Source organism: Sinorhizobium fredii NGR234, from assembly GCF_000018545.1.
Taxonomy (GTDB): Bacteria; Pseudomonadota; Alphaproteobacteria; order Rhizobiales; family Rhizobiaceae; genus Sinorhizobium; species Sinorhizobium fredii_A.
Map to the genome: position 1 here is coordinate 154,364 of NC_012587.1, position 20,295 is coordinate 174,658.

Consider the following 20,295-nt stretch of genomic DNA (forward strand, 5'->3'; position numbering starts at 1 on the left):
CTTTATGGCCCAACTCGCAGAAGTGCTTACTTTGTTGGTCGAAGCGGCTGCTCGTATGGGAGCCACGACAGGTACTGTTTCGGAGGAATTTCTTGGTGCCCGCTTCAATTCGGAAGTGTTGAGCGAGGCGGTAGGGCGAGCAGCAGTTTCTCGGAAGGAAAACGATTTGCCGACAACCATTACCGGCGTGCGCATCGATGATGTTCCTTTGCTGTTAGGCGAGCTTTTAGGTCCAGCCACAAGGCCGGCAATCGAGGCTCAGTTGCGTCGATACCGGAATCAAGCAACGATCGCCCGTTCCTGGCTAGGGGCAGAAGCCCCCAACCTTCAGCTGTTTCTTGTAGCGCCTCCCGGTAGCATTCATGACGGCCGTTGGAAGCAATTGGCAGCCGAAATTGAGGCCGACGATAGAACGTGTCGAAAGCTTGTCTGGCTCTTCGATCATGAACCCAGCGAAGAAGACGCTGAAGCATTTCTATCCCGCACCTTCGTAGCCCGTCCCTGGCCAGGCGCCCAACAACTGGTTCAACTCGATGCTGTCGCTACGTATGCTCTTCCAAATGGATGGGAGGAGGCAGCGGATAATCCTGAGCTCGACTTTGACGGGCTAGTCGCCCAATTCATTGAGCTGGAGCGTTTAGCATGAGCGAAATCTTCCTGCGCAGCGTCGAGTTGTCGAACTTCCGAGTTTACGGGGACAGTTATGTCTTTGAGTTGCCGGCGGAACCAGGAGTAACACTGATCACTGGTGCGAACGGACTAGGAAAAACCAGCTTCTTTGATGGCGTTGAATGGGCTCTTACGGGCCAGGTTGGTCGTTTCTCTGACATAAGGACCGACAGCCGGCGCCGCGAGGCTGATCCGCTCACGCGCCTAGGCGCCCCTGAGAATAGCCATAGAGTGGCCCTCGCATTCACAGATGGAGAGCCCATCGACCGCGGCTGTGGCTTTCTCCCAACTGAGCATGAAGTCGCGGCGCTACTCAAGCAGGAACGTTGGCCAGCGATCAGCAACTTGCATGGCTATCTCTCGATCACGCATTTTCTCGGTCAGGCCTCAACTCGCCGCTTCTCGCTACGCGAACCCAAGGCGCAGTGGGAGGCGCTCAAAGGCCCAGCGGGTGTTGATCGCATCAACAGTTTGCGGGAGCGCGTCAGCGGACAAGGAGCGCGTCAGGCATTCACGCGAGCGATTCGTGACCGAACGCTGCGGCTAGAAAAAGCTTCAGAGGCGTTGCAATCATGGCTGTCCTTGATCGAGGAACGGGACCGCCTCGCAAGACTTTCTAGTTCAGAACGGTCGTTCCCTCCACAACAGGTACTGGAGGAATGCGAGCGAATCCTCGCTCAACTGGCCCCACTGCTACCCGCCGCGCAGCATGAAATAGCTGGCCGCACCGAGGAGCCCGAAGCTGTCTTGCAGCGACTAGGAAGTCTCATTGGTGAAGTAGACGAGTACAATCGAGCCGAAGAGGCAAAGTTGAAGGCTCTTGAGGCAATCGTTGCAGCATATGAGCGATCGATTGCGGAGACGGCTGCCAAGTCCGCTCTCGTTAAGGAGATGGGCGCGAGGCGAAGCCAACTCGTCGATGATCTTGCAAGGGCTGAGGCAACGCTCAATCATGCGGCCACCGCGCATGGACGATCGAGGCAGTTGTCGGCGCAGTTAATGGCACGATCAGCCACGTTGGCGCGTGTTGAAGCTGCCGTAGCGCAACTCCAAAGTGCTTCATCAGCGATTGCAGAAACCGAGCGGCAGTTGGACCTCTCGAAAGCGGAAGAGGGGAGAGCACAACGTCGGCGGGGAGATGTTCAGTCAGAGATGGACAACGCAAAGGCGTTGCGGACGGAACGAAGCAGGGCCTCAACGCAGCTTTCCCAAGCTCAAAAGCGCGCCCAGATTTCGACTGCACTGTCGCAAACGCGCTCCGAGATTGCGCGTTTGACCTCACTGACTAGCGCTCGCGATAGCGAACAGCTCACGGCACGCAGATCAGAAATCGTCAATGCGCAGTCCTTGGTAAAGGTCGAGATTGACCGACTCACTACAGAGCTTCGCCGGCATGATGAGCGTGGACGGCTACTTGCAGAAGCTATTGCCTCAATCGCCCACCAGCTAAGCCACGAAGATGAGACCTGCCCAATCTGTGACAGCCACTTTCCCCCAGGTAGGCTAAAGGAATTGGCTGACGCGCAAGCGCGTGCTGGTACGGCGCCTGCATCGGTGCTTGCGGCCAACCTATCACATGCGCGATCTGAGCAGGAAGCGCTTATGCGTCGGCAGTCCGAGGTGGACCGCGCGCTAACAGAGCTAGGGCAGCTAAGTGCGAGTCTAGTTGTTCTGCAGGAGCAAGAGGCGCACCTTTTGCAGGCTCTCGTCGAAGCCGGTGGTGCAGTTGACGTTCATTATGATGGGAGCGGTATCGACGCCGCTAGAATGGTCCTAGCTTCACTCGACGAGCGCATCGAGAATGGTCCTTCAGAAGTCGCATTGGACAGTCTTCTGGCGGAGGTGCAGGCCGCGATGGACGCGGAGCGTGCACGACAGGGCAACCTTGATCGCCTGCGGTTAAATGCAATTTCAGACGCCGAGGCTGCCCGTTCCTTCCTGAGCCAACATCCCGACCTTTGGGCTCCTGATCATGGATTGCTAATATCACTTGGCGAGCAACTCACGGCGATTCGGGCGGAATCAGCGCTGATTGGCGAAAAAGTGCAGAATGATCAAACAAACGTTGAAGCTGCTCGCTTACGTCGCGACGCGATCATGGAGGCGATCGCAACCGAGGACGCTAGTTTGTCGACCTCAAATCGCGAGCTCGATAGGGAGGCCGAGCTGCGACGGGACCTGCTACGTCAATGGAACGACGCGGGACAAACAGGTGATCCTGATTCTGCAAGGGTTGCGCAGGTTTCGTCGCGGGTTGCAGAGCGATCAATTCGTATCGGGCCGATCGCTCTCGCCCATGCCGAGTTAATCGATAGTCTGAGGGTCTGGAGGAATGACCAGCAGCTTCAGGACCGTGAGCGTTCTATTGCAGCCACGTTGGCAAACTTTGGTCTGTCTACCATTCCACAAGTCACAGAACGTTTCACTAGAGACATTGCCGTCATCCAAGATGAGCTCGATCTCGCCCAAAAGGCCCGCGCTCGAATGGACGATGTGGGCCAAAAGATGCAGCAGCGCGCGGAAGAATTTGCCGATGAGGTCCTCAAGCCCCTGAATGATACGATACAGCGCTTTGCGCTACCCCTGATGACGTGGACGGATGCATCGATAATCTACCGAGCGGAGCATCATGCTACCCGCTCCGAACTTAAGCCTGCGATTGTCCGCACCGACTCAGATGGCAAAGTTACCCAACTGGAGATGAACCCAAATCTGTTTTTTAGCGAAGGGCAACTGTCGGCGCTTAGCGTTAGTGCGCTCCTCGCCGCCAGCACCACGTTTTCTTGGTCAAGATGGCGCGGACTGCTTCTTGATGATCCGCTTCAGCATAACGATGTCATCCACGCTAGTGCGTTCATGGACCTGATTCGGCAGATGGTCCGCGAACTAGGCTACCAGGTAGTCCTCTCCACCCACGATAGTACCGAAGCAGAGTTTCTTGTGCGAAAATGCAAGAGCGCGGGAATCCCCTTCGCAATTCACGAACTGGTACCACGTGGAGAGGAAGGCCTCATCTCGGAAGTCGCGTGATCCCAAGCGACCACTTCCTAGATTATGTGTCCTCAGCGGTCCGACGAGCGTTTTCGTTTTCCTTCAGCCGGAGTGGAGTTTTGCCGCCCGAAAAGTGTCTCATGATGAGACGCTTTTTAAAGAAACTTACGAAGTTTTGACGGTTCCAAAAAGTGCTCTGCGGCGCAGGTGCTAACGCACAGCGGTAAACTCAAGGGGGGTAGAAAGGTGGATTCAAATTGGGCGGTCATCGCCATCGATTTGATTCGGCTCACTTTTCTCAAGAAGAATGGTGCCGCTTACGTGACTCGAACACGTGACCCCATCATTACGAATGATGTGCTCTACCGACTGAGCTAAAGCGGCATAAAGGCGTTCCGCGGTGGTCGCAGAACGAATGTGAGGCGCTGATAAACGCAAAGCGCCGAGATTTCAAGCCATCAGTTTCGAGAAGTTGAAAATTCCTTCGGCGCGTTGAGGCCGGACGGTAAAGCGAGCCCGAGGCGGGCGCGGGCGGCGTCGTATTCGCTCTCCCACCGGTCGACCAGGTGGGCGACGGTGCTGACTTCGCGGATGGCGCCGATGCCCTGGCCGCAGCCCCAGATGTCCTTCCAGGCCTTGGCCCCGTCGGCGGCCGCTCCGAAATCCATCTTCGACGGGTCGGCCTCCGGCAGGCCGTCCGGATCCATGCCGGCGGCGCGGATCGAGGCCTTCAGGTAGTTGCCGTGAATGCCGGTGAAATAGTTGGAATAGACGATGTCGGCGGCGTTGCTGTCGACGATCATCTCTTTGTAGGCGTCGCTGGCGCGGGCCTCGTGGGTGGCGATGAAGGGGGAGCCGATATAGGCCATGTCGGCGCCCATCGCTTGCGCGGCGAGGATGGCGTCGCCGGTGGCGATCGCGCCAGAGAGCAGCAGCGGCCCGTCGAACCAGGCACGGATTTCCTGGATGAGCGCGAAGGGCGATAGCGTTCCGGCATGGCCGCCGGCGCCGGCGGCAACCGCGATCAGCCCGTCTGCACCCTTGCGGATCGCCGAGTTCGCATGGCGGTTGTTGATGACGTCGTGCAGTACGATGCCGCCATAGGAGTGGATCGCCGCGTTGACCTCCGGGACCGCACCGAGCGAGGAGATGACGATCGGCACCTTGTATTTGACGCAGAGCATCAGGTCCTGTTCGAGCCGGGTGTTCGACTTGTGGACGATCTGGTTGACGGCAAAGGGTGCTGCCGGCCGATCCGGGTGCTTGCGGTCGTGGTCGGCGAGAGCCTCGGTGATCTCGGCGAGCCATTCGTCAAGCTGCGCCTGCGGACGGGCGTTGAGCGACGGGAAGGCGCCCACGACGCCGGCCTTGCATTGTGCAATCGTCAGCCGGGGATGCGAGACGATGAAAAGCGGTGCGCCGACGACCGGCAGTCTCGTCGTTCCGGACAGAATTTGCGGCAATGGCATCGGGTCTCTCTCCATCCCAGTTTTTTGACGTTTGCGTAAACGTCAATGTAGATAGCAGCAATGGCCGCGCTTGCAAAGAGCGGTCTTTCGCCGCGGAATTTGATGGGTCAAGCCCCTTTTCCCCGGGGCAAGGCCGGCCGGCAGCGCCGGCGGACTTGCAGATTCCGCAAGCACCGGTTACCCAATTGTTAATAAAACCAAGGGCGTGCCGCGGGAAGAGGCGTGGCCCGCCAAGGGTCTGCCTTTTGGCGGCGTAAGGCTTCGGTGTGCAGAAGGATTGGATGTGAGCGGACTCGAGACGGCGATCAGGAATGCACTGGAACGCTCGGAGCGGAGCAATGCGGAAGTCCGCGCGCGGATCTATCAGTCGGCCCGCCAGGCGTTGGAAAACGGCCTGAAGAAGCAGGAAATCGAGGACCCGGACATCATCGCCAAGCAGCGCCACCGGCTGGAGGCGGTCATTCACGCCATCGAAACGGAGGAGCGCGCGGCCTTGAAGGCGCGCGTCGCCTCCCCGGTCGTGAGCCTCGCGGAAGTGAAGGCCAAGGGCGATGCCGCCGGCTCGGCGCCTGCCGGCGCGGCCGCCGCGGCGCGGCAGGAGCCGGGCTTCCAGGCGGAGGCGCGGGCGGCGTCGACCGCGGACGGCGGTCTCGGGGCGCTTGGCGCCCTGCGCCCTGAGCGCGACGGCCCTATGGCTGCAGCACAGCCCGTGACCGATGGCGAAAAAACCGTCGGCGCGGCAAGGTCCGGCTCGATCGCGCCGGATCTGGGTGTTGCCGACAAGCGTCCCCGCAAGCGCCGGCGCGGTCGGCTTCTCTCTTTTTTCATGGTCGTCGCCACGCTTGCCGCGGCAGTGGGGGCCGGTGTCTGGTGGGTGGAGACCAACGATCTGTTGAAGTCGCCCGCCGAGCGCGACACTAATGTCGCCAATCCGCCGGCCGTCGTGGAGAGCGAGGACTTCCCCGGCGCAGCCGGGTTGCCGACGCTGGGTGCGCAGGAGGGTTTCTCCGGCGATTGGATCGAGGTTTTCACATCCGCGGATGTTTCGGCCGTCAAGCCCGGCACCCGTGCCAGCGCAGAGCCTTTCGATGACGATGGCGGTGAACGCATCCGCCTGACGTCGGCAGCGGGGGCGAAGGAAGGCGAGGTGGCGATCGACATTCCCGCCGATGTGCTTGCCAAGCTCTCGGGCAAGTCCTCGACGCTGGCGCTGAGCGTCCAGGCGCTTCCGGGCAAGACGACGGAGTTCTCCGTCGAGTGCGATTTCGCGGCGCTCGGCGCCTGCGGCCGGCATCGCTTCACCGCCCATGACGAGCGCGTCGACATGCTGTTCAAGATGAGCTTCGAAGATGGTCGGGCGCCGGGCAGTTCCGGGAGACTGCTGATCAACAGCGACGTCAGCGGCGCCGGCAACAGCCTGGATCTCTTCGCCATCCGCGTCCTGCCGGGACAATGAGCCGCCCTTGGGCGATTGAATGGGGGGTGGTTCAACCCCCTCTGGCCTGCCGGCCATCTCCCCCACAAGGGGGGAGAATACGTGCGATCAGGTCTCGCGCCGGTCGACTCGCTTCTGCAGGCGGAAACGTTCCGTGGGAGGCGTAAAGGGGTGCCGCGTCTTTTCTCCCCCCTTGTGGGGGAGATGGCCGGCAGGCCAGAGGGGGCTAAGGCAGGGAAGGCCCTGGCACGCTGATTTGCCGGAGGCGATGCGTGCAGATCACCTGAGAAAGCCGGGTCCGGCGCCGACGATCTTGTCGTCTACCTTGCCGATCGCCGCCTTGTCCTTACCGTCGTAGTCGAGCTTCGTCAGCATGTGACGGATCAGGTTGATCCGGGCGCGGCGTTTGTCATTGCCGCGGATGACTGTCCAGGGTGCATGGTCCGTATGCGTTTCCTTCAGCATCCGGTCGCGCTTCTCGGTGTAGTCGTTCCACTTGGGCAGCGCCGCGATGTCCATCGGCGACAGTTTCCAGATCTTCAACGGATCATGCCGACGGTCGTGGAACCGCTTCAATTGCATCTCCCGGCCGATATTGAGCCAGAACTTGAAGAGCTGGATGTTCTCGTTGACGATCATCTTTTCGAAGCGCGGCGTCTCCTTGAGAAAATGCTCGTATTGCTCCGGCGTGCAGAAGCCCATCACTGGCTCGACGCCGGCGCGGTTGTACCAGGAACGGTCGAAGAGAACGAATTCGCCGGCCGTCGGAAAGGTCGAGACATAGCGCTGGAAATACCACTGGCCGCGCTCGGTCTCGGTGGGCTTGGTAAGTGCCACGACGCGGGCGGAACGGGGGTTCATATAGGCCATCGTCGCATGGATGGCGCCGCCCTTGCCGGCCGCATCGCGCCCCTCGAAGACGGCCATCACGCGCTTGCCGGTCGCCTGCATCCAGAACTGCACCTTGACGAGCTCGATCTGCAGCTTCGTCAGCGTTTCCTCGTATTCCTCTTCGCTGAGCTTCTTCTCGTAGGGATAGTCATCGGAAGAAAAGGCGTCGTCGTCGATCCATTTCGGCAGCTCCGGATTGTCGATGTCGAACACCCGGGTCTTGCCGCCGATCGCAAGCTCGACCGCCCGGCTTCCCGGCGCGCCGCCAGTTGGTGACTGTTCGAGGGCCATGTGCCTTCCTCCCGCTGATGTCGATGTCGCTAAAGAGCCGTAAGGCTCGCCGGCATCTTGGATGCAGTGGAGGAGGCCATAATTGCATTGCAGATTCAAGCATGTCGTGAAAATCATGTCATGAAGCGCCGCTATCTCTGCCCTCGTGGCGGAGCGGCCGGCTGGAATGCACGAGGCGATTTCCAGCCGGACCTCTCCACCGTCGCGAGTATTCGCCACGTTTGTATGGCTCGGGAGGCGGCAAGTTGGAGAACGAGGGCGCGAAAGTGTTCTGGCAGGGCCTCAAGCCGAAGCTGAAGGCAGAGCGCTGGATCCTTGGCCTCTCCATCGTGCTTGCCGTCCTCGCCGCCCTCGCCGGTATCCATGTTCTGGCGGTGTTCGCCTTCTGGCTCGTTCTCGCGGCAGCCCTGCTCAAGCGAAGTGCCCCATCGGCAGAGCCGCTGCCGGAGGCGGCGCCGCGAATAGTGGAGGCGCGGACCGACGCACTGGTTCCCGCGCTGAATGCGCTCGATATGCCGGTGCTCGTCATTGGCGCGGACGAGACCGTGCTTTTCCAGAACACTGCCGCCGAGAAGGCCTTCGGCACAATTCCCCCGGAGAGCTACCTTTCGGCGCGCGTCCGCTCTCCCGGAATACTCGACATGGTGCGCGAGACCATTGCGACGGGTAAAGTCAACCAGATCGAGCATTCGGAACGCTTGCCTTCGGATGCGGTCTATGTCGTCCGCGTCGCCCCGGCGGATATCGGCGGCGAGACCCTTGGCGGGAGGGTCTTCCTGCTGACCTATCGCGACATCTCGCAGACCCGCCGCATCGACCGGATGCGATCCGACTTCGTTGCCAATGCCAGCCACGAACTGCGCACCCCGCTCGCTTCGCTGCGCGGCTTCATCGAGACACTGGCCGGGCCGGCCAGGAACGACTTGAAGGCGCAGGAGAAATTCTTCGGCATCATGCACGAACAGGTCACCCGCATGAGCCGCCTCGTCGACGATCTCCTGTCCCTGTCGCGCCTGGAACTGAAGTCGCACATCGCCCCGGAAGACGCAGTCGACCTGGTGCCGCTGCTCGGGCACGTGCGCGACAGCCTTCAGCCCTTGGCCAGCGATCTCGACGTGACCATCTCGCTCGAGGTGCCCGAGGAGCCGGTCTTCGTCCAGGGCGACCGCGACGAACTGATCGAGGTCTTCGAAAATCTCATCGAGAACGCCTGCAAATACGGCCAGGAAGGCAAGAAGGTCGACGTGCGGCTGACGGGCAGCGGCGGCCAGGCGGAGGTAACGGTCACCGACCATGGCCCCGGCATCCCGGCCGAGCATGTGCCGCGGATCACCGAGCGTTTCTACCGGGTCAATGTGGAGGCGAGTCGGTCAAAAAAGGGGACCGGCCTCGGCCTCGCCATCGTCAAGCACATCCTGACCCGTCACCGCGCCCGCCTGCTCATTCATTCCGAGGTCGGCAAGGGTACCGTCTTCACGGTCCGCTTCTGACACAAAAGCCGCGAGACGGCCGCAGGTTGCCGAAATGTCGGTGTGTTTTCAATGGCATAGTCTGTCATAAATGTTTCATCGAACTGACATAAAACCTGTAGCCATCGGCGGCTAACTAGGGCAGCCGATCAGACGGCGATGAGAGCGCTTGACCCATGGCGCACCAACACGAGCCCATTCCGGGAGAACATCAATGAAAGTCCTTAAACTCACTGTAGCGGCGCTGGTTGCATCCGCCGCTTTCGCCGGTGCCGCTGTGGCTCGCGACCAGATCCAGGTCGCCGGCTCCTCGACCGTTCTTCCCTACGCCAAGATCGTCGCCGAGACCTTCGGCGAGACGTTCCCGGACTTCAAGACCCCGGTCGTCGAATCCGGCGGCTCCTCCGCCGGCCTGAAGGAATTCTGCAAGGGCGTCGGCGAAGACACCATCGACATCGCCAACTCCTCGCGCAAGATCAAGGACAGCGAAGTCGAAGCCTGCAAGGCCGCCGGCGTCACCGAGATCCAGGAAGTCAAGATCGGCTATGACGGCATCGTCTTCGCGACCGACGCCGGCAATGCCGACCTCGCGCTGAAGCCGGAGCAGCTCTACAAGGCTCTCGCCGCGGAAGTCGTCGTCGACGGCAAGCTCGTCGCCAACCCCTACAAGAAGTGGTCGGAAATCGATGCTTCGCTTCCGGACGCCGAGATCGCCGCCTATATCCCGGGCGAAAAGCACGGCACGCGCGAAGTCTTCGAAGAGAAGATCCTTGCCCACGGCTGCAAGGACGCCGGTGCTGTCGATGTCATCAAGGCTGCCATCAGCGACGAAAAGGCCGCTGCCAAGAAGTGCGTTGCCGTGCGTAAGGACGGCCTGGCTGTCGACATCGACGGCGACTACACCGAAACGCTGGCCCGCATCGCCTCCAACAAGAGCGGCATCGGCGTCTTCGGCCTGTCGTTCTACGAAAACAACGCCGACAAGCTGAAGGTCGCGACCGTCAGCGGCATCGTGCCTTCGACCGAGACGATCGCTTCCGGCGAATATCCGGTTTCGCGCCCGCTGTTCTTCTACGTCAAGAAGGCGCATCTCGGCGTCGTTCCGGGGCTCAAGGAATATGTCGAGTTCTTCGTCGACGACCAGATGATCGGCCCCGACGGCCCGCTCGCCGAATACGGCCTGGTCGCGGCGCCCGACGCCGAGCGCGAAGAAATCCGAAAGACCTTCGAAGCCGGCAACCTGCTCTGATCAAGACGTCCCGGTGCAGCGTTCAACTGCGCCGGGACTTTCTTACTTCGATCATTTCCGGCGGCATTAGACGGCCAGCCGTGGAGACGTGCCGATGAGTACTACGCTCCTTCTCCTGACCATCTTGCTGATCGGTCTTGTTGCCTACTTCGCCGGCCGTGCCCGCTCGCTTGCCCTGTCCGGCAGCAAGCTTGCCACCTTGCATTCGCTGCCGGGCTATCATGGTAGCTATGTCGCCATCTGGGCCGTGTTGCCGGCCGCTCTGGTGCTTGCCGCGTGGCTGCTCGCCTCGCCGCTCTATATCGATTCCTCCGTTCGTTCGGCGCTTCCCGAGACGGTCCAGAACCAGGGTGCGGCGACGGTCCAGCTTGCTCTTAGCCAGGTGAAGGCCGTCGCCACGGGCCTTGGTCGCCTCGACGCGACGGAGATTGAGGCGGTCAAGACCGGTTCGGCCAATCTTCGCGAAACCCTCGCAGCCAAGGGCGTGGCGCTTGCCGGTGAAGGGGAGCCCTTCATGGTCGAGGCGGCTGAGCAGTTCAACGCGATGCGTGGCCATAGCCGCTGGCTGATGAGCGCCGTCGTGCTGCTTGTCGCCGTCGCCGGCGGCCTCTATGCGATCCGCAATGTCACCACCCGTTTTCGCGCCCGCAACCAGGTCGAGCGCGTCATGCTCGGTTCGCTCGTCGTCGCTTCGTCGATCGCCATCCTGACGACGATCGGCATCATCGGCTCGATGCTGTCGGAGGCCGGCCGGTTCTTCAGCATGGTATCGCCGGCGGAGTTCTTCTTCGGCACGGTCTGGGACCCGCGCTTCGCAGCCGCCGGCAGCGAAGGCTCCTCCGGCCAGTTCGGCCTGCTGCCGCTTCTCGGCGGTACGCTCTATATTGCCTTCGTCGCCATGGCTTTCGCGGTGCCGATCGGCCTGTTCGCCGCCATCTACATGGCCGAGTATGCAAGTCCGCGGCTGCGCTCGATAGCCAAACCGCTCCTGGAGGTGCTCGCCGGCATCCCGACGATCGTCTACGGCTTCTTCGCCCTCGTCACCGTCGGGCCGTTCCTGCGCGACATCTCTACGCAGCTGAACGGCCTGCTCACCGGCAACTACCAGAACTTCATCCAGGCGCAGAGCGTGCTGACCGCCGGCATCGTCATGGGCATCATGCTCATTCCGTTCGTGTCGTCACTCTCGGACGATATCATCACGCAGGTGCCGCGGGCACTGCGTGACGGCTCGCTCGGCCTCGGCGCGACGCGTTCGGAAACGGTCAAGAGGGTCATTCTTCCGGCCGCGCTGCCCGGCATCGTCGGCGCGCTGCTGCTGACCGCCTCGCGCGCCGTCGGCGAAACGATGATCGTCGTGCTGGCCGCTGGTGTCGCCGCCCGCATGCAGATCAATCCCTTCGAGCCGATGACGACGGTGACGGTCAAGATTGTTCACCAGCTCACCGGTGACCTGGAGTTCACCTCGCCGCAGACGCTGGTCGCCTTCGCGCTCGGCATCACCCTCTTCGTCATCACGCTCGGCCTCAACATCTATGCGCTCTACATCGTGCGCAAGTATCGGGAACAGTACGAATGACCGACGTAGCTTCTCCCATGGTAAGGGTCTCGACCCGTCCTGCCGAAAGCCGCCGCGACATCGGCATCAAGCGCCGCTACGCCGCCGAGCGCCGGTTCCGCGCCTATGGCATCAGCGCCATTGCCATCGGCCTGTTCTTCCTTGCGGTCCTTCTCTGGAGCGTCGCTTCGAAAGGCTACACGGCCTTCCAGCAAACGACGATCACGTTGCCGATCGAGTTTTCGGAGAAGGTGATCGACCCGAAGAACGAGCGGGCGACCGATCCGAAGCAGCTGATGACCGCCAACTATCCGGTCCTCGTTCGCGACGCGCTGGTCAAGCAGCTTGGCATCGACCCGAAGAAGCGGCCGCTGGTCAAGCAGGCGACCGACATGGTCTCCGACAGCGTCCGCACCCAGCTGCGCGACATCGTCACTGGCGATCCTTCGGTCATCGGCAAGACGATCCCGGTAACCTTGCTCGCCGACGCGAACATCGACTCGGCTTTCAAGGGGCAGATCGACCTTTCGGTCGAAGAATCGAAGCGCAAGGTCAAGGACCAGCAGGTCACCTGGATGAACGAGCTGGCCGAGGCCGGCGTCCTGAAGAAGAGCTTCAACACCGGCATCTTCAGCTTCGGCGCCTCCAGCCGCCCGGAAGCCGCCGGCGTTGGCGTGGCGCTCGTCGGATCCGCCTATATGATGCTGATCGTTCTGGTCCTGTCGCTGCCGATCGGCGTCGCCGCCTCGATCTATCTCGAGGAATTTGCGCCGAAGAACCGCCTGACCGACCTGATCGAGGTCAACATCAACAATCTCGCCGCCGTGCCGTCGATCGTCTACGGTCTGCTCGGCCTGGCGGTCTTCGTGAACTTCGCCGGCATGCCGCGTTCGGCGGCACTCGTCGGCGGTTTCGTGCTGACGCTGATGACGCTGCCGACGATCATTATCGCGACGCGCGCCGCGCTGAAGGCTGTGCCGCCATCGATCCGCTCGGCCGCGCTCGGCCTCGGCGCCTCGAAGATGCAGACGATCTTCCACCATGTGCTGCCGCTTGCCATGCCCGGCATTTTGACCGGCACGATCATCGGCCTGGCGCACGCCCTCGGCGAGACGGCCCCGCTGCTGCTGATCGGCATGGTCGCCTTCGTCGTCGACTATCCGGGCTCGCCGCTCGAGCCGTCCACGGCGCTTCCCGTGCAGATCTACATGTGGGCGAACGAGGCGGAGCGTGCCTTCGTGGAGCGAACCTCGGGGGCGATCATCATCCTCTTGATCTTCCTCATCATCATGAACCTCGGGGCAATTCTGTTGCGGCGCCGCTTTGAGCGTCGCTGGTAGTGGGGTAGGACTATGAACATCATGTCGGAAGCTGCAGTCGAAAAGGCTCTGGACCAGAAAATGAATACGGTGCCCTTGAAGATGATCGGCAAGGATGTGTCGGTCTATTACGGCGAGAAGCGCGCGCTTTTCGACGTCAACCTGAATATCCGCGAGAACACGGTGACGGCGCTGATCGGTCCGTCCGGCTGCGGCAAGTCGACCTTCCTGCGTACGCTCAACCGCATGAACGACACGATCGAGAATTGCCGCGTCACCGGCCGGATCACCCTCGACGAGGACGACATCTACGATCCGTCGATCGACGTGGTGGAACTGCGCGCCCGTGTCGGCATGGTGTTCCAGAAGCCCAATCCGTTCCCGAAGTCGATCTACGAGAACGTCTCCTACGGGCCGCGCATCCATGGCCTCGCCCGCACCAAGGCCGATTTCGACGAGATCGTCGAAACGAGCCTGCAGAAGGCCGGCCTGTGGAACGAGGTGAAGGATCGTCTGCAGGAGCCGGGGACGGGTCTTTCCGGCGGCCAGCAGCAGCGCCTCTGCATCGCCCGTGCCGTCGCCGTCAGCCCGGAAGTGATCCTGATGGACGAGCCCTGCTCGGCCCTTGACCCGATTGCCACCGCCAAGGTCGAAGAGCTTATTCACGAGCTGCGCGCCAATTTCACCATCGTCATCGTCACCCATTCGATGCAGCAGGCCGCCCGCGTTTCGCAGCGCACCGCCATGTTCCACCTCGGCAATCTCGTCGAGGAGAACGATACCGACAAGATGTTCACCAATCCGGACGACCAGCGCACGCAGGATTACATCATGGGCCGCTTCGGCTGATCGGCCGAACCTCCCCCGTGAAGAGCGTGCCCTCGAGGAACCAATGATGTCCCACCCCCATATAACGACCGCCTTCGACGAAGAGCTGAAATATCTGACCCGCCGGATCTCGGAGATGGGCGGCCAGGCCGAACAGATGGTGGCGGATTCCGTCCGCGCTCTGGTGAACTCCGACCTGGCGCTTGCCCAGAAGGTGATTTCCGACGACGCTATCCTCGACGACGCCGAGCGGCAGATCGGCGAGAAGGCGATCGTCACAATCGCCAAGCGTCAGCCGATGGCAGCGGACCTCCGCGAGATCATGGGCTCGATCCGGATCGCGGCCGATCTGGAGCGCGTCGGCGACCTCGGCAAGAATACCGCCAAGCGGGTCATCGCGGTTGCCGGGTCCGGCATACCGCGCAAGCTGGCGCGCGGCCTCGAGCATCTCGCCGAGCTTGCCCTGATCCAGCTCAAGGAAGTTCTGGACGTCTACGCCTCGCGTTCGCCGGAGAAGGCCAACAGCATTCGTGAACGCGACGAGGAGATCGACGCGATCTACACGTCGCTGTTCCGCGAGCTCTTGACCTACATGATGGAAGATCCGCGCAATATCACGCCCTGCACGCATCTTCTCTTCTGCGCCAAGAATATCGAGCGGATCGGCGACCACGCGACCAACATCGCCGAGACGATCTACTACATGGCGACGGGCGCCCAGCCGCAGGGCGAACGGCCGAAGGACGACATGACGTCGACGCTGGGTTCCGTCACCGACTGAGGCTCGCGTGCCTCCAACCCATGATCCAGGCAAGGAGTCGTAACTGCATGTTGCCGAAGATAGCCGTTGTCGAGGACGAGGAAGCCCTGAGCGTGCTGCTGCGCTACAATCTCGAGGCCGAGGGCTTCGAGGTCGATACGATCCTTCGCGGCGACGAGGCGGAAATCCGTCTGCAGGAACGCCTGCCCGACCTTCTGATCCTCGACTGGATGCTGCCCGGAGTCTCCGGTATCGAGCTTTGCCGCCGGCTGCGGCAGAGGCCGGAGACCGAGCGGCTGCCGATCATCATGCTGACGGCGCGCGGCGAGGAAAGCGAACGGGTGCGGGGGCTCGCGACCGGTGCCGACGATTATGTCGTCAAGCCGTTCTCGACGCCGGAACTGATGGCGCGGGTGAAGGCCATGCTCCGGCGCGCCAAGCCGGAGGTGCTGTCGACAGTGCTTCGCTGCGGCGACATCGAGCTCGACCGCGAAACACACCGCGTGCATCGCCGCAGCCGCGAAGTGCGGCTCGGCCCGACGGAGTTCCGGCTCCTCGAATTCCTGATGTCCTCGCCGGGCCGTGTGTTCTCCCGTTCGCAGCTGCTCGACGGCGTCTGGGGACACGACATCTATGTCGACGAACGTACCGTCGACGTCCATGTCGGCCGGCTGCGCAAGGCCCTGAATTTCTCCAATATGCCCGACGTGATCCGGACGGTGCGCGGCGCCGGCTATTCGCTGGAAAGCTGAGCTTGTCGCTCCGAGCCCGCTATAGGATATGCCCAGAAAGAAAAGGGGTCCCGCAGGACCCCTTTTGCGTTTTGCTCTGTTTGGTCGTCAGCGCATGCGCCGCCGCTCGGCCGAGGGCTGGTAGGCGAGCCGGGCGTGGTAGCTGCAATAGGGCGAGGATTCCGGCGAGTCGTTGCCGCAGAAGTGGAATTCTTCCTTGAGCGGATCGCCGATCGGCCATTTGCAGGTTCGCTCGGTCAGCTGGGTGAGCTCGAGCCGGCGCGACATCGGCACGACGATGTTCGTATCGAGGACGAGATCCTGTTCCGCCACCAGATCGACGGCGACCTCTTCCTTGAGCACGGTCGCGCCGGCCGTGCGGGTGACGGTCCGGGTCACGGCGCGTGCGGCGTAGTTCGGGGCACGCGGCGCCGAAGTCGCCCGCTTGGGACGAGCCGCCGCGGTCGTTCCGCCAGCCTTGGCGCGGCCGGGCAGGCTCAAGCGATGAACCTTGCCGATGACCGCGTTGCGACTGACGCCTCCCAGCTGCGCCGCGATCTGACTCGCGCTCAGACCCTCCGACCAAAGCTTCTTCAGCTTTTCAACCCGCTCGTCAGTCCAGTTCATCTCTGCACTCCCCGTTCTCGGCGTTGGGATGGCAGAATCCATCACCGTTCTCCGGAAAAGCCCCGGAGTTGCAACGCGATAACTATTTTGGTGACTAGGTCCGCCGCATGCGTCTAGTAATTGAATATTAACCTACCGGCAGGGTGACTCCGTGGCAAGAGTCGCCGGAATCACGCCGAATCGATTTCGCAGTTTTCCCCAACTTGCTGTCGGATAGTTGCATTTTTGCAAGCCCCGCCGGGCGATTTTTTCGCATTGCGGAATCTGTCTCGCGGACGCCGTCGCAAGCCTTGGTTTTGTTGACATGGCGCCGTGAAATGGGAATAGTGCCTGCGCCGCCGCAAGGCGGCATTTTTGATTTTTATCGGGCTGAAAGTCCGGTAGCGATGCCGACGACGAAGGAGACGCTGACCATGGCCGCAACAACGCCGCTTTACGATACCTATCTGCGTGCGCCGTTGCGTTTCGAGCGAGGCGAGGGCGTCTGGCTGATCGCGGAGGACGGCACGCGTTATCTCGATTTCGCAGCCGGGGTGGCGGTCAATTCGCTCGGCCATGCCCATCCCCATCTCGTCGAGGCTTTGAAGGCGCAGGCCGAGAAGCTCTGGCACGTCTCCAATCTCTACGACGTTCCCGGCCAGGAAAGCCTGGCGCGACGGCTGACGGCGGTGACCTTCGCCGATCGGGTGTTCTTCACCAATTCCGGTGCCGAAGCGCTCGAATGCGCGATCAAGACGGCGCGCCGCTATCATTTTGCCAAGGGGCACCCGGAGCGGTTCCACGTCATCACCTTCGAAGGTGCCTTCCACGGCCGCACCATCGCGACGATCGCCGCCGGCGGCCAGCAGAAATATATCGAGGGTTTCGGGCCGAAGGCGCCAGGCTTCTACCAGGTGCCGTTCGGCGACATCGCCGCCGTCAAGAACGCCATCAACGACGAGACCGCGGCAATCCTGATCGAGCCGATCCAGGGCGAGGGCGGCATTCGCCTGGCCTCGAAAGAGTTCATGCAGGAACTGCGCGCGCTTTGCGACGAGTACGGCCTGCTGCTGATCCTCGACGAGGTCCAATGCGGCGTCGGCCGCACCGGCAAGCTCTTCGCCCATGAGTGGTCGGGCATCACACCGGATATCATGGCCGTTGCCAAGGGCATCGGCGGCGGCTTCCCGCTCGGCGCCTGCCTGGCGACGGAGGCGGCGGCCGCCGGCATGGTGGCCGGTACCCATGGCTCGACCTATGGCGGCAATCCGCTGGCGATGGCGGTCGGCAATGCCGTGCTCGACGTCGTCCTCGCGGAAGGCTTTCTGGAGAACGTCCGCGACGTGGCGCTCGTCTTCCGCCAGGGGCTCGCCTCGCTCAAGGACCGCTTCCCGGACGTGATCGAGGAGATTCGCGGCGACGGGCTGATGCTCGGGATCAAGGCCAAGGTGCCGTGCGCCGACGTGCTGAAGGCAATCCGGGCCGAGAAGCTGCTTGCCGTGCCGGCCGGCGAAAACGTGTTGCGGCTGTTGCCCCCGTTGATCACCACTGCCGCCGAGGCACGAGAGGGGCTGGCACGACTTGAGCGCGCCGCCGAAGCGGTCCGGGCCGCCAGCGGCACGGCCGCGGCTTGAGAGCGCGACGGGTTGCAAGCGGCCCGAAAGCATGGTCGATTACCGGTTTATGACAGGAAATACAGCACGATGACTGCCACCAGACACTTTCTCGACCTCTCCGCGATGACGGGTGCCGACCTGCGCACGATCATCGACGATGCGCGCGTGCGCAAGACGGCGACCAAGGCCGGAACGGCCGAGAAGCCGCTCGCCGGCAAGATGCTGGCGATGATCTTCGAGAAGCCGTCCACCCGCACCCGTGTCTCCTTCGATGTCGGCATGCGGCAGCTCGGCGGCGAGACACTGTTTCTGTCCGGGACCGAAATGCAGCTCGGTCGCGCCGAGACGATCGGCGACACCGCCAAGGTGCTGTCCCGCTATGTCGACGCCATCATGATCCGCACGACCGATCATCGCCGCCTGCTGGAATTGGCCGAGCACGCCACCGTTCCGGTCATCAACGGTTTGACCGACGACACGCATCCCTGCCAGATCATGGCCGATATCATGACCTTCGAGGAGCATCGTGGGCCGGTCCAAGGCAAGACGATTGCCTGGACCGGTGACGGCAACAATGTGCTCCATTCGCTGATCGAAGGCTCGGCGCGCTTCGGCTACCGGATGAACATGGCCGTGCCGCTCGGCTCCGAGCCGCAGGACAAGTTCCTGAACTGGGCGCGCAACAATGGCGGCGAGATACTTCTTTGCCATGAGGCGGAGCAGGCGGTTGCCGGCGCCCACTGCGTCGTCACCGACACCTGGGTGTCGATGAACCAGGAGCATCGCGCCCGCGGGCACAATGTCTTCCAGCCCTATCAGGTCAACGCGGCGCTGATGAAGCACGCGGTGCCGGAGGCCGTGTTCATGCATTGCCTGCCGGCGCATCGCGGCGAGGAAGTCACCGACGAGGTCATCGACGGCCCGCAGTCCGTCGTCTTCGACGCGGCCGAGAACCGGCTGCACGCGCAGAAGTCGATCCTCGCCTGGTGCCTGGGCGCCGTCTGAACGGGCTTCCGAGGGCAGACCGGCTATTGAAATCGGAGAGCGGTGACACAATCTACAGCGCCGTGCGGGAGAGTCCGGCCGCTGTGCCGTTTCTCGACACCGCGCGTTTTACCGGAACCGCCGTTTTTCGGGGGCGTTTCCGGGACCGCGCTTGCCTGCTGGACAAATCCGTCCATGACGGGATCAAATAGGATAAGCGGCAGTTAGAGACGGAGCGCGCCGATCGGCGCTCTCGATGTCACGAGCAATGCACGGTGCCATGCGACCGTTGCGCCTCGATTGAGATGCAGCGATGCAAAAGGAACGACAACGGGTGTGCGCGGCTTACCGCTCGCACTACGCACAAGATTGGAAGTTCGAGCACGGCGAATTCGGGTTGCCCGGCCGCCGTGATCGATGCAAGGAGCAAACGATGACAGAGACAGCACCGGGACTTGGCGAGTTCGATTTTGCCGGTGACGACCACGTCGTTCCCTTTCAGGTCGAAGGTCTCGACGTGCGCGGGCGCGCCGTGCAGCTCGGTCCGATGCTCGACGCGATCCTTGAGCGGCACAGTTATCCGCTGCCGGTGGCACGGCTCGTCGCCGAGACCGTCGTTCTCGCCGTTCTGCTCGGAACCTCGCTGAAGTTCGAGGGCAAGCTGATCGTCCAGACGCAGGGTGATGGGCCGGTCGACCTCGTCGTCGCCGATTTCTCCACTCCGGACCGGGTTCGCGCTTATGCGCGCTACGACGAAGAGGCACTCGCCGCCGCCGAAAAGGGCGGGCGCACGCAGCCGCACGAACTGCTCGGCAACGGCATCCTTGCCTTCACGATCGACCAGGGCGTCCATACCCAGCGCTACCAGGGCATCGTCGCGCTCGACGGCGCGACGCTGGAGGAGATCGCAGCGGTCTACTTCCGTCAGTCCGAACAGATACCGACCAAGGTCCGCCTCGCCGTCGCCGAACTGCTCGACCGGGACGAAAACGGCAAGCCGCGGCATCGCTGGCGCGCCGGCGGCATGGTGGCGCAGTTCCTGCCCGAGGCTCCCGAGCGCATGCGCCAGCCGGATCTGCCGGGCGGCGATGGCGATGACGGCGATTCCAGCCTGCTCTTCGACGAGGACGATCTCTGGGCCGAAGCCAAGGTGATGGTCGAGACCATCGATATCGACGAACTGACCGACCCGACGGTCGGCACCGAGCGGCTGCTGTATCGGCTGTTCCACGAGCGGGGCGTGCGGGTCTACCAGCCCCAGGCCGTCTATGATCGCTGCAGCTGCTCGCGCGACAAGATACGCGAGGTCCTGGAGGGATTGAGCGACGAGGACATCGAGCACAGCATCGAGGACGGCCAGATCAAGGTGACTTGCGAGTTCTGCTCCACCAACTATCGCTTCGAGGCAAGCGAGGTGCGTTCTCAGTAA

At 62.3% G+C, this 20,295-nt stretch carries 16 protein-coding genes and 1 tRNA gene; 13 read left to right on the forward strand and 4 right to left on the reverse strand.

The annotated features are described in order from the left end of the window. Window positions 1-4: 4 nt before the first annotated feature. Together NGR_RS12065 and NGR_RS12070 are read left to right on the forward strand one after the other, a co-directional pair. Window positions 5-646 carry an ABC-three component system middle component 1 gene (locus NGR_RS12065; RefSeq protein WP_164924157.1) on the forward strand — a complete coding sequence of 214 codons (642 nt, stop codon included), beginning with the start codon at window positions 5-7 and terminating at the stop codon, window positions 644-646. Beyond that, window positions 643-3,699, forward strand: a complete 3,057-nt coding sequence (locus NGR_RS12070; protein WP_012706726.1) for an AAA family ATPase — start codon at window positions 643-645, stop codon at window positions 3,697-3,699. Before NGR_RS12065 ends, NGR_RS12070 begins: the two co-directional genes overlap by 4 nt. Window positions 3,700-3,968: 269 nt before the next feature. Here the strand turns inward: NGR_RS12070 and NGR_RS12075 are convergent. Both NGR_RS12075 and NGR_RS12080 read right to left on the reverse strand, forming a co-directional pair. Beyond that, a tRNA-Thr gene (locus tag NGR_RS12075) sits at window positions 3,969-4,044 on the reverse strand. A 74-nt stretch (window positions 4,045-4,118) separates the two neighbouring features. After that, window positions 4,119-5,129 carry an NAD(P)H-dependent flavin oxidoreductase gene (locus NGR_RS12080; RefSeq protein ID WP_012706727.1) on the reverse strand — a complete coding sequence of 337 codons (1,011 nt, stop codon included), beginning with the start codon at window positions 5,127-5,129 and terminating at the stop codon, window positions 4,119-4,121. Between the two features lie 283 nt (window positions 5,130-5,412). Here NGR_RS12080 and NGR_RS12085 point away from each other — a divergent pair, with 283 nt between their 5' ends. Then, a complete protein-coding gene (locus tag NGR_RS12085; protein WP_012706728.1) occupies window positions 5,413-6,585 on the forward strand; it encodes a biotin transporter BioY in 1,173 nt (390 codons plus the stop codon). 258 nt (window positions 6,586-6,843) lie between these two features. Here the strand turns inward: NGR_RS12085 and ppk2 are convergent, their stop codons facing one another. Continuing rightward, entirely contained in the window at window positions 6,844-7,746 is a 903-nt protein-coding gene (ppk2, locus tag NGR_RS12090) for a polyphosphate kinase 2 (RefSeq protein ID WP_012706729.1), read from the reverse strand. Between the two features lie 245 nt (window positions 7,747-7,991). On the opposite strand from ppk2, the gene phoR reads away from it, so the two are divergent. The 7 genes from phoR (at window position 7,992) to phoB (ending at window position 15,681) form a co-directional block, all read left to right on the forward strand. After that, entirely contained in the window at window positions 7,992-9,236 is a 1,245-nt protein-coding gene (phoR, locus tag NGR_RS12095; RefSeq protein ID WP_012706730.1) for a phosphate regulon sensor histidine kinase PhoR, read from the forward strand. A 193-nt stretch (window positions 9,237-9,429) separates the two neighbouring features. Further along, a complete protein-coding gene (locus tag NGR_RS12100; RefSeq protein WP_012706731.1) occupies window positions 9,430-10,464 on the forward strand; it encodes a substrate-binding domain-containing protein in 1,035 nt (344 codons plus the stop codon). 94 nt (window positions 10,465-10,558) lie between these two features. Continuing rightward, window positions 10,559-12,043 carry a phosphate ABC transporter permease subunit PstC gene (gene pstC / locus NGR_RS12105; protein ID WP_012706732.1) on the forward strand — a complete coding sequence of 495 codons (1,485 nt, stop codon included), beginning with the start codon at window positions 10,559-10,561 and terminating at the stop codon, window positions 12,041-12,043. Further along, the gene (gene pstA, locus NGR_RS12110) at window positions 12,040-13,362 is read left to right on the forward strand and encodes a phosphate ABC transporter permease PstA (protein ID WP_012706733.1); all 1,323 of its coding nucleotides are present in this window, start codon (window positions 12,040-12,042) and stop codon (window positions 13,360-13,362) included. The genes pstC and pstA overlap by 4 nt, the downstream gene beginning before the upstream one ends. Before the next feature lie 12 nt (window positions 13,363-13,374). After that, a complete protein-coding gene (gene pstB, locus NGR_RS12115) occupies window positions 13,375-14,190 on the forward strand; it encodes a phosphate ABC transporter ATP-binding protein PstB (protein ID WP_012706734.1) in 816 nt (271 codons plus the stop codon). Between the two features lie 46 nt (window positions 14,191-14,236). Continuing rightward, window positions 14,237-14,950 carry a phosphate signaling complex protein PhoU gene (gene phoU / locus NGR_RS12120; RefSeq protein ID WP_037420495.1) on the forward strand — a complete coding sequence of 238 codons (714 nt, stop codon included), beginning with the start codon at window positions 14,237-14,239 and terminating at the stop codon, window positions 14,948-14,950. Window positions 14,951-14,997: 47 nt separating this feature from the next. Beyond that, complete coding sequence (gene phoB, locus NGR_RS12125; protein WP_012706736.1) at window positions 14,998-15,681, forward strand: phosphate regulon transcriptional regulator PhoB; 684 nt, start codon at window positions 14,998-15,000, stop codon at window positions 15,679-15,681. A gap of 87 nt (window positions 15,682-15,768) precedes the next feature. Here the strand turns inward: phoB and NGR_RS12130 are convergent, their stop codons facing one another. Then, complete coding sequence (locus tag NGR_RS12130) at window positions 15,769-16,287, reverse strand: GcrA family cell cycle regulator (protein ID WP_012706737.1); 519 nt, start codon at window positions 16,285-16,287, stop codon at window positions 15,769-15,771. Between the two features lie 413 nt (window positions 16,288-16,700). Between NGR_RS12130 and NGR_RS12135 the strand changes: the two genes are divergently transcribed. From NGR_RS12135 to NGR_RS12145, 3 genes are all read left to right on the forward strand, one after another. Beyond that, complete coding sequence (locus tag NGR_RS12135) at window positions 16,701-17,900, forward strand: aspartate aminotransferase family protein (protein WP_164924158.1); 1,200 nt, start codon at window positions 16,701-16,703, stop codon at window positions 17,898-17,900. Between the two features lie 69 nt (window positions 17,901-17,969). Beyond that, on the forward strand, window positions 17,970-18,887 hold the full coding sequence (gene argF / locus NGR_RS12140; protein ID WP_012706739.1) for an ornithine carbamoyltransferase: 918 nt from the start codon (window positions 17,970-17,972) through the stop codon (window positions 18,885-18,887). A 412-nt stretch (window positions 18,888-19,299) separates the two neighbouring features. Next, a complete protein-coding gene (locus NGR_RS12145; RefSeq protein WP_012706740.1) occupies window positions 19,300-20,295 on the forward strand; it encodes an Hsp33 family molecular chaperone in 996 nt (331 codons plus the stop codon).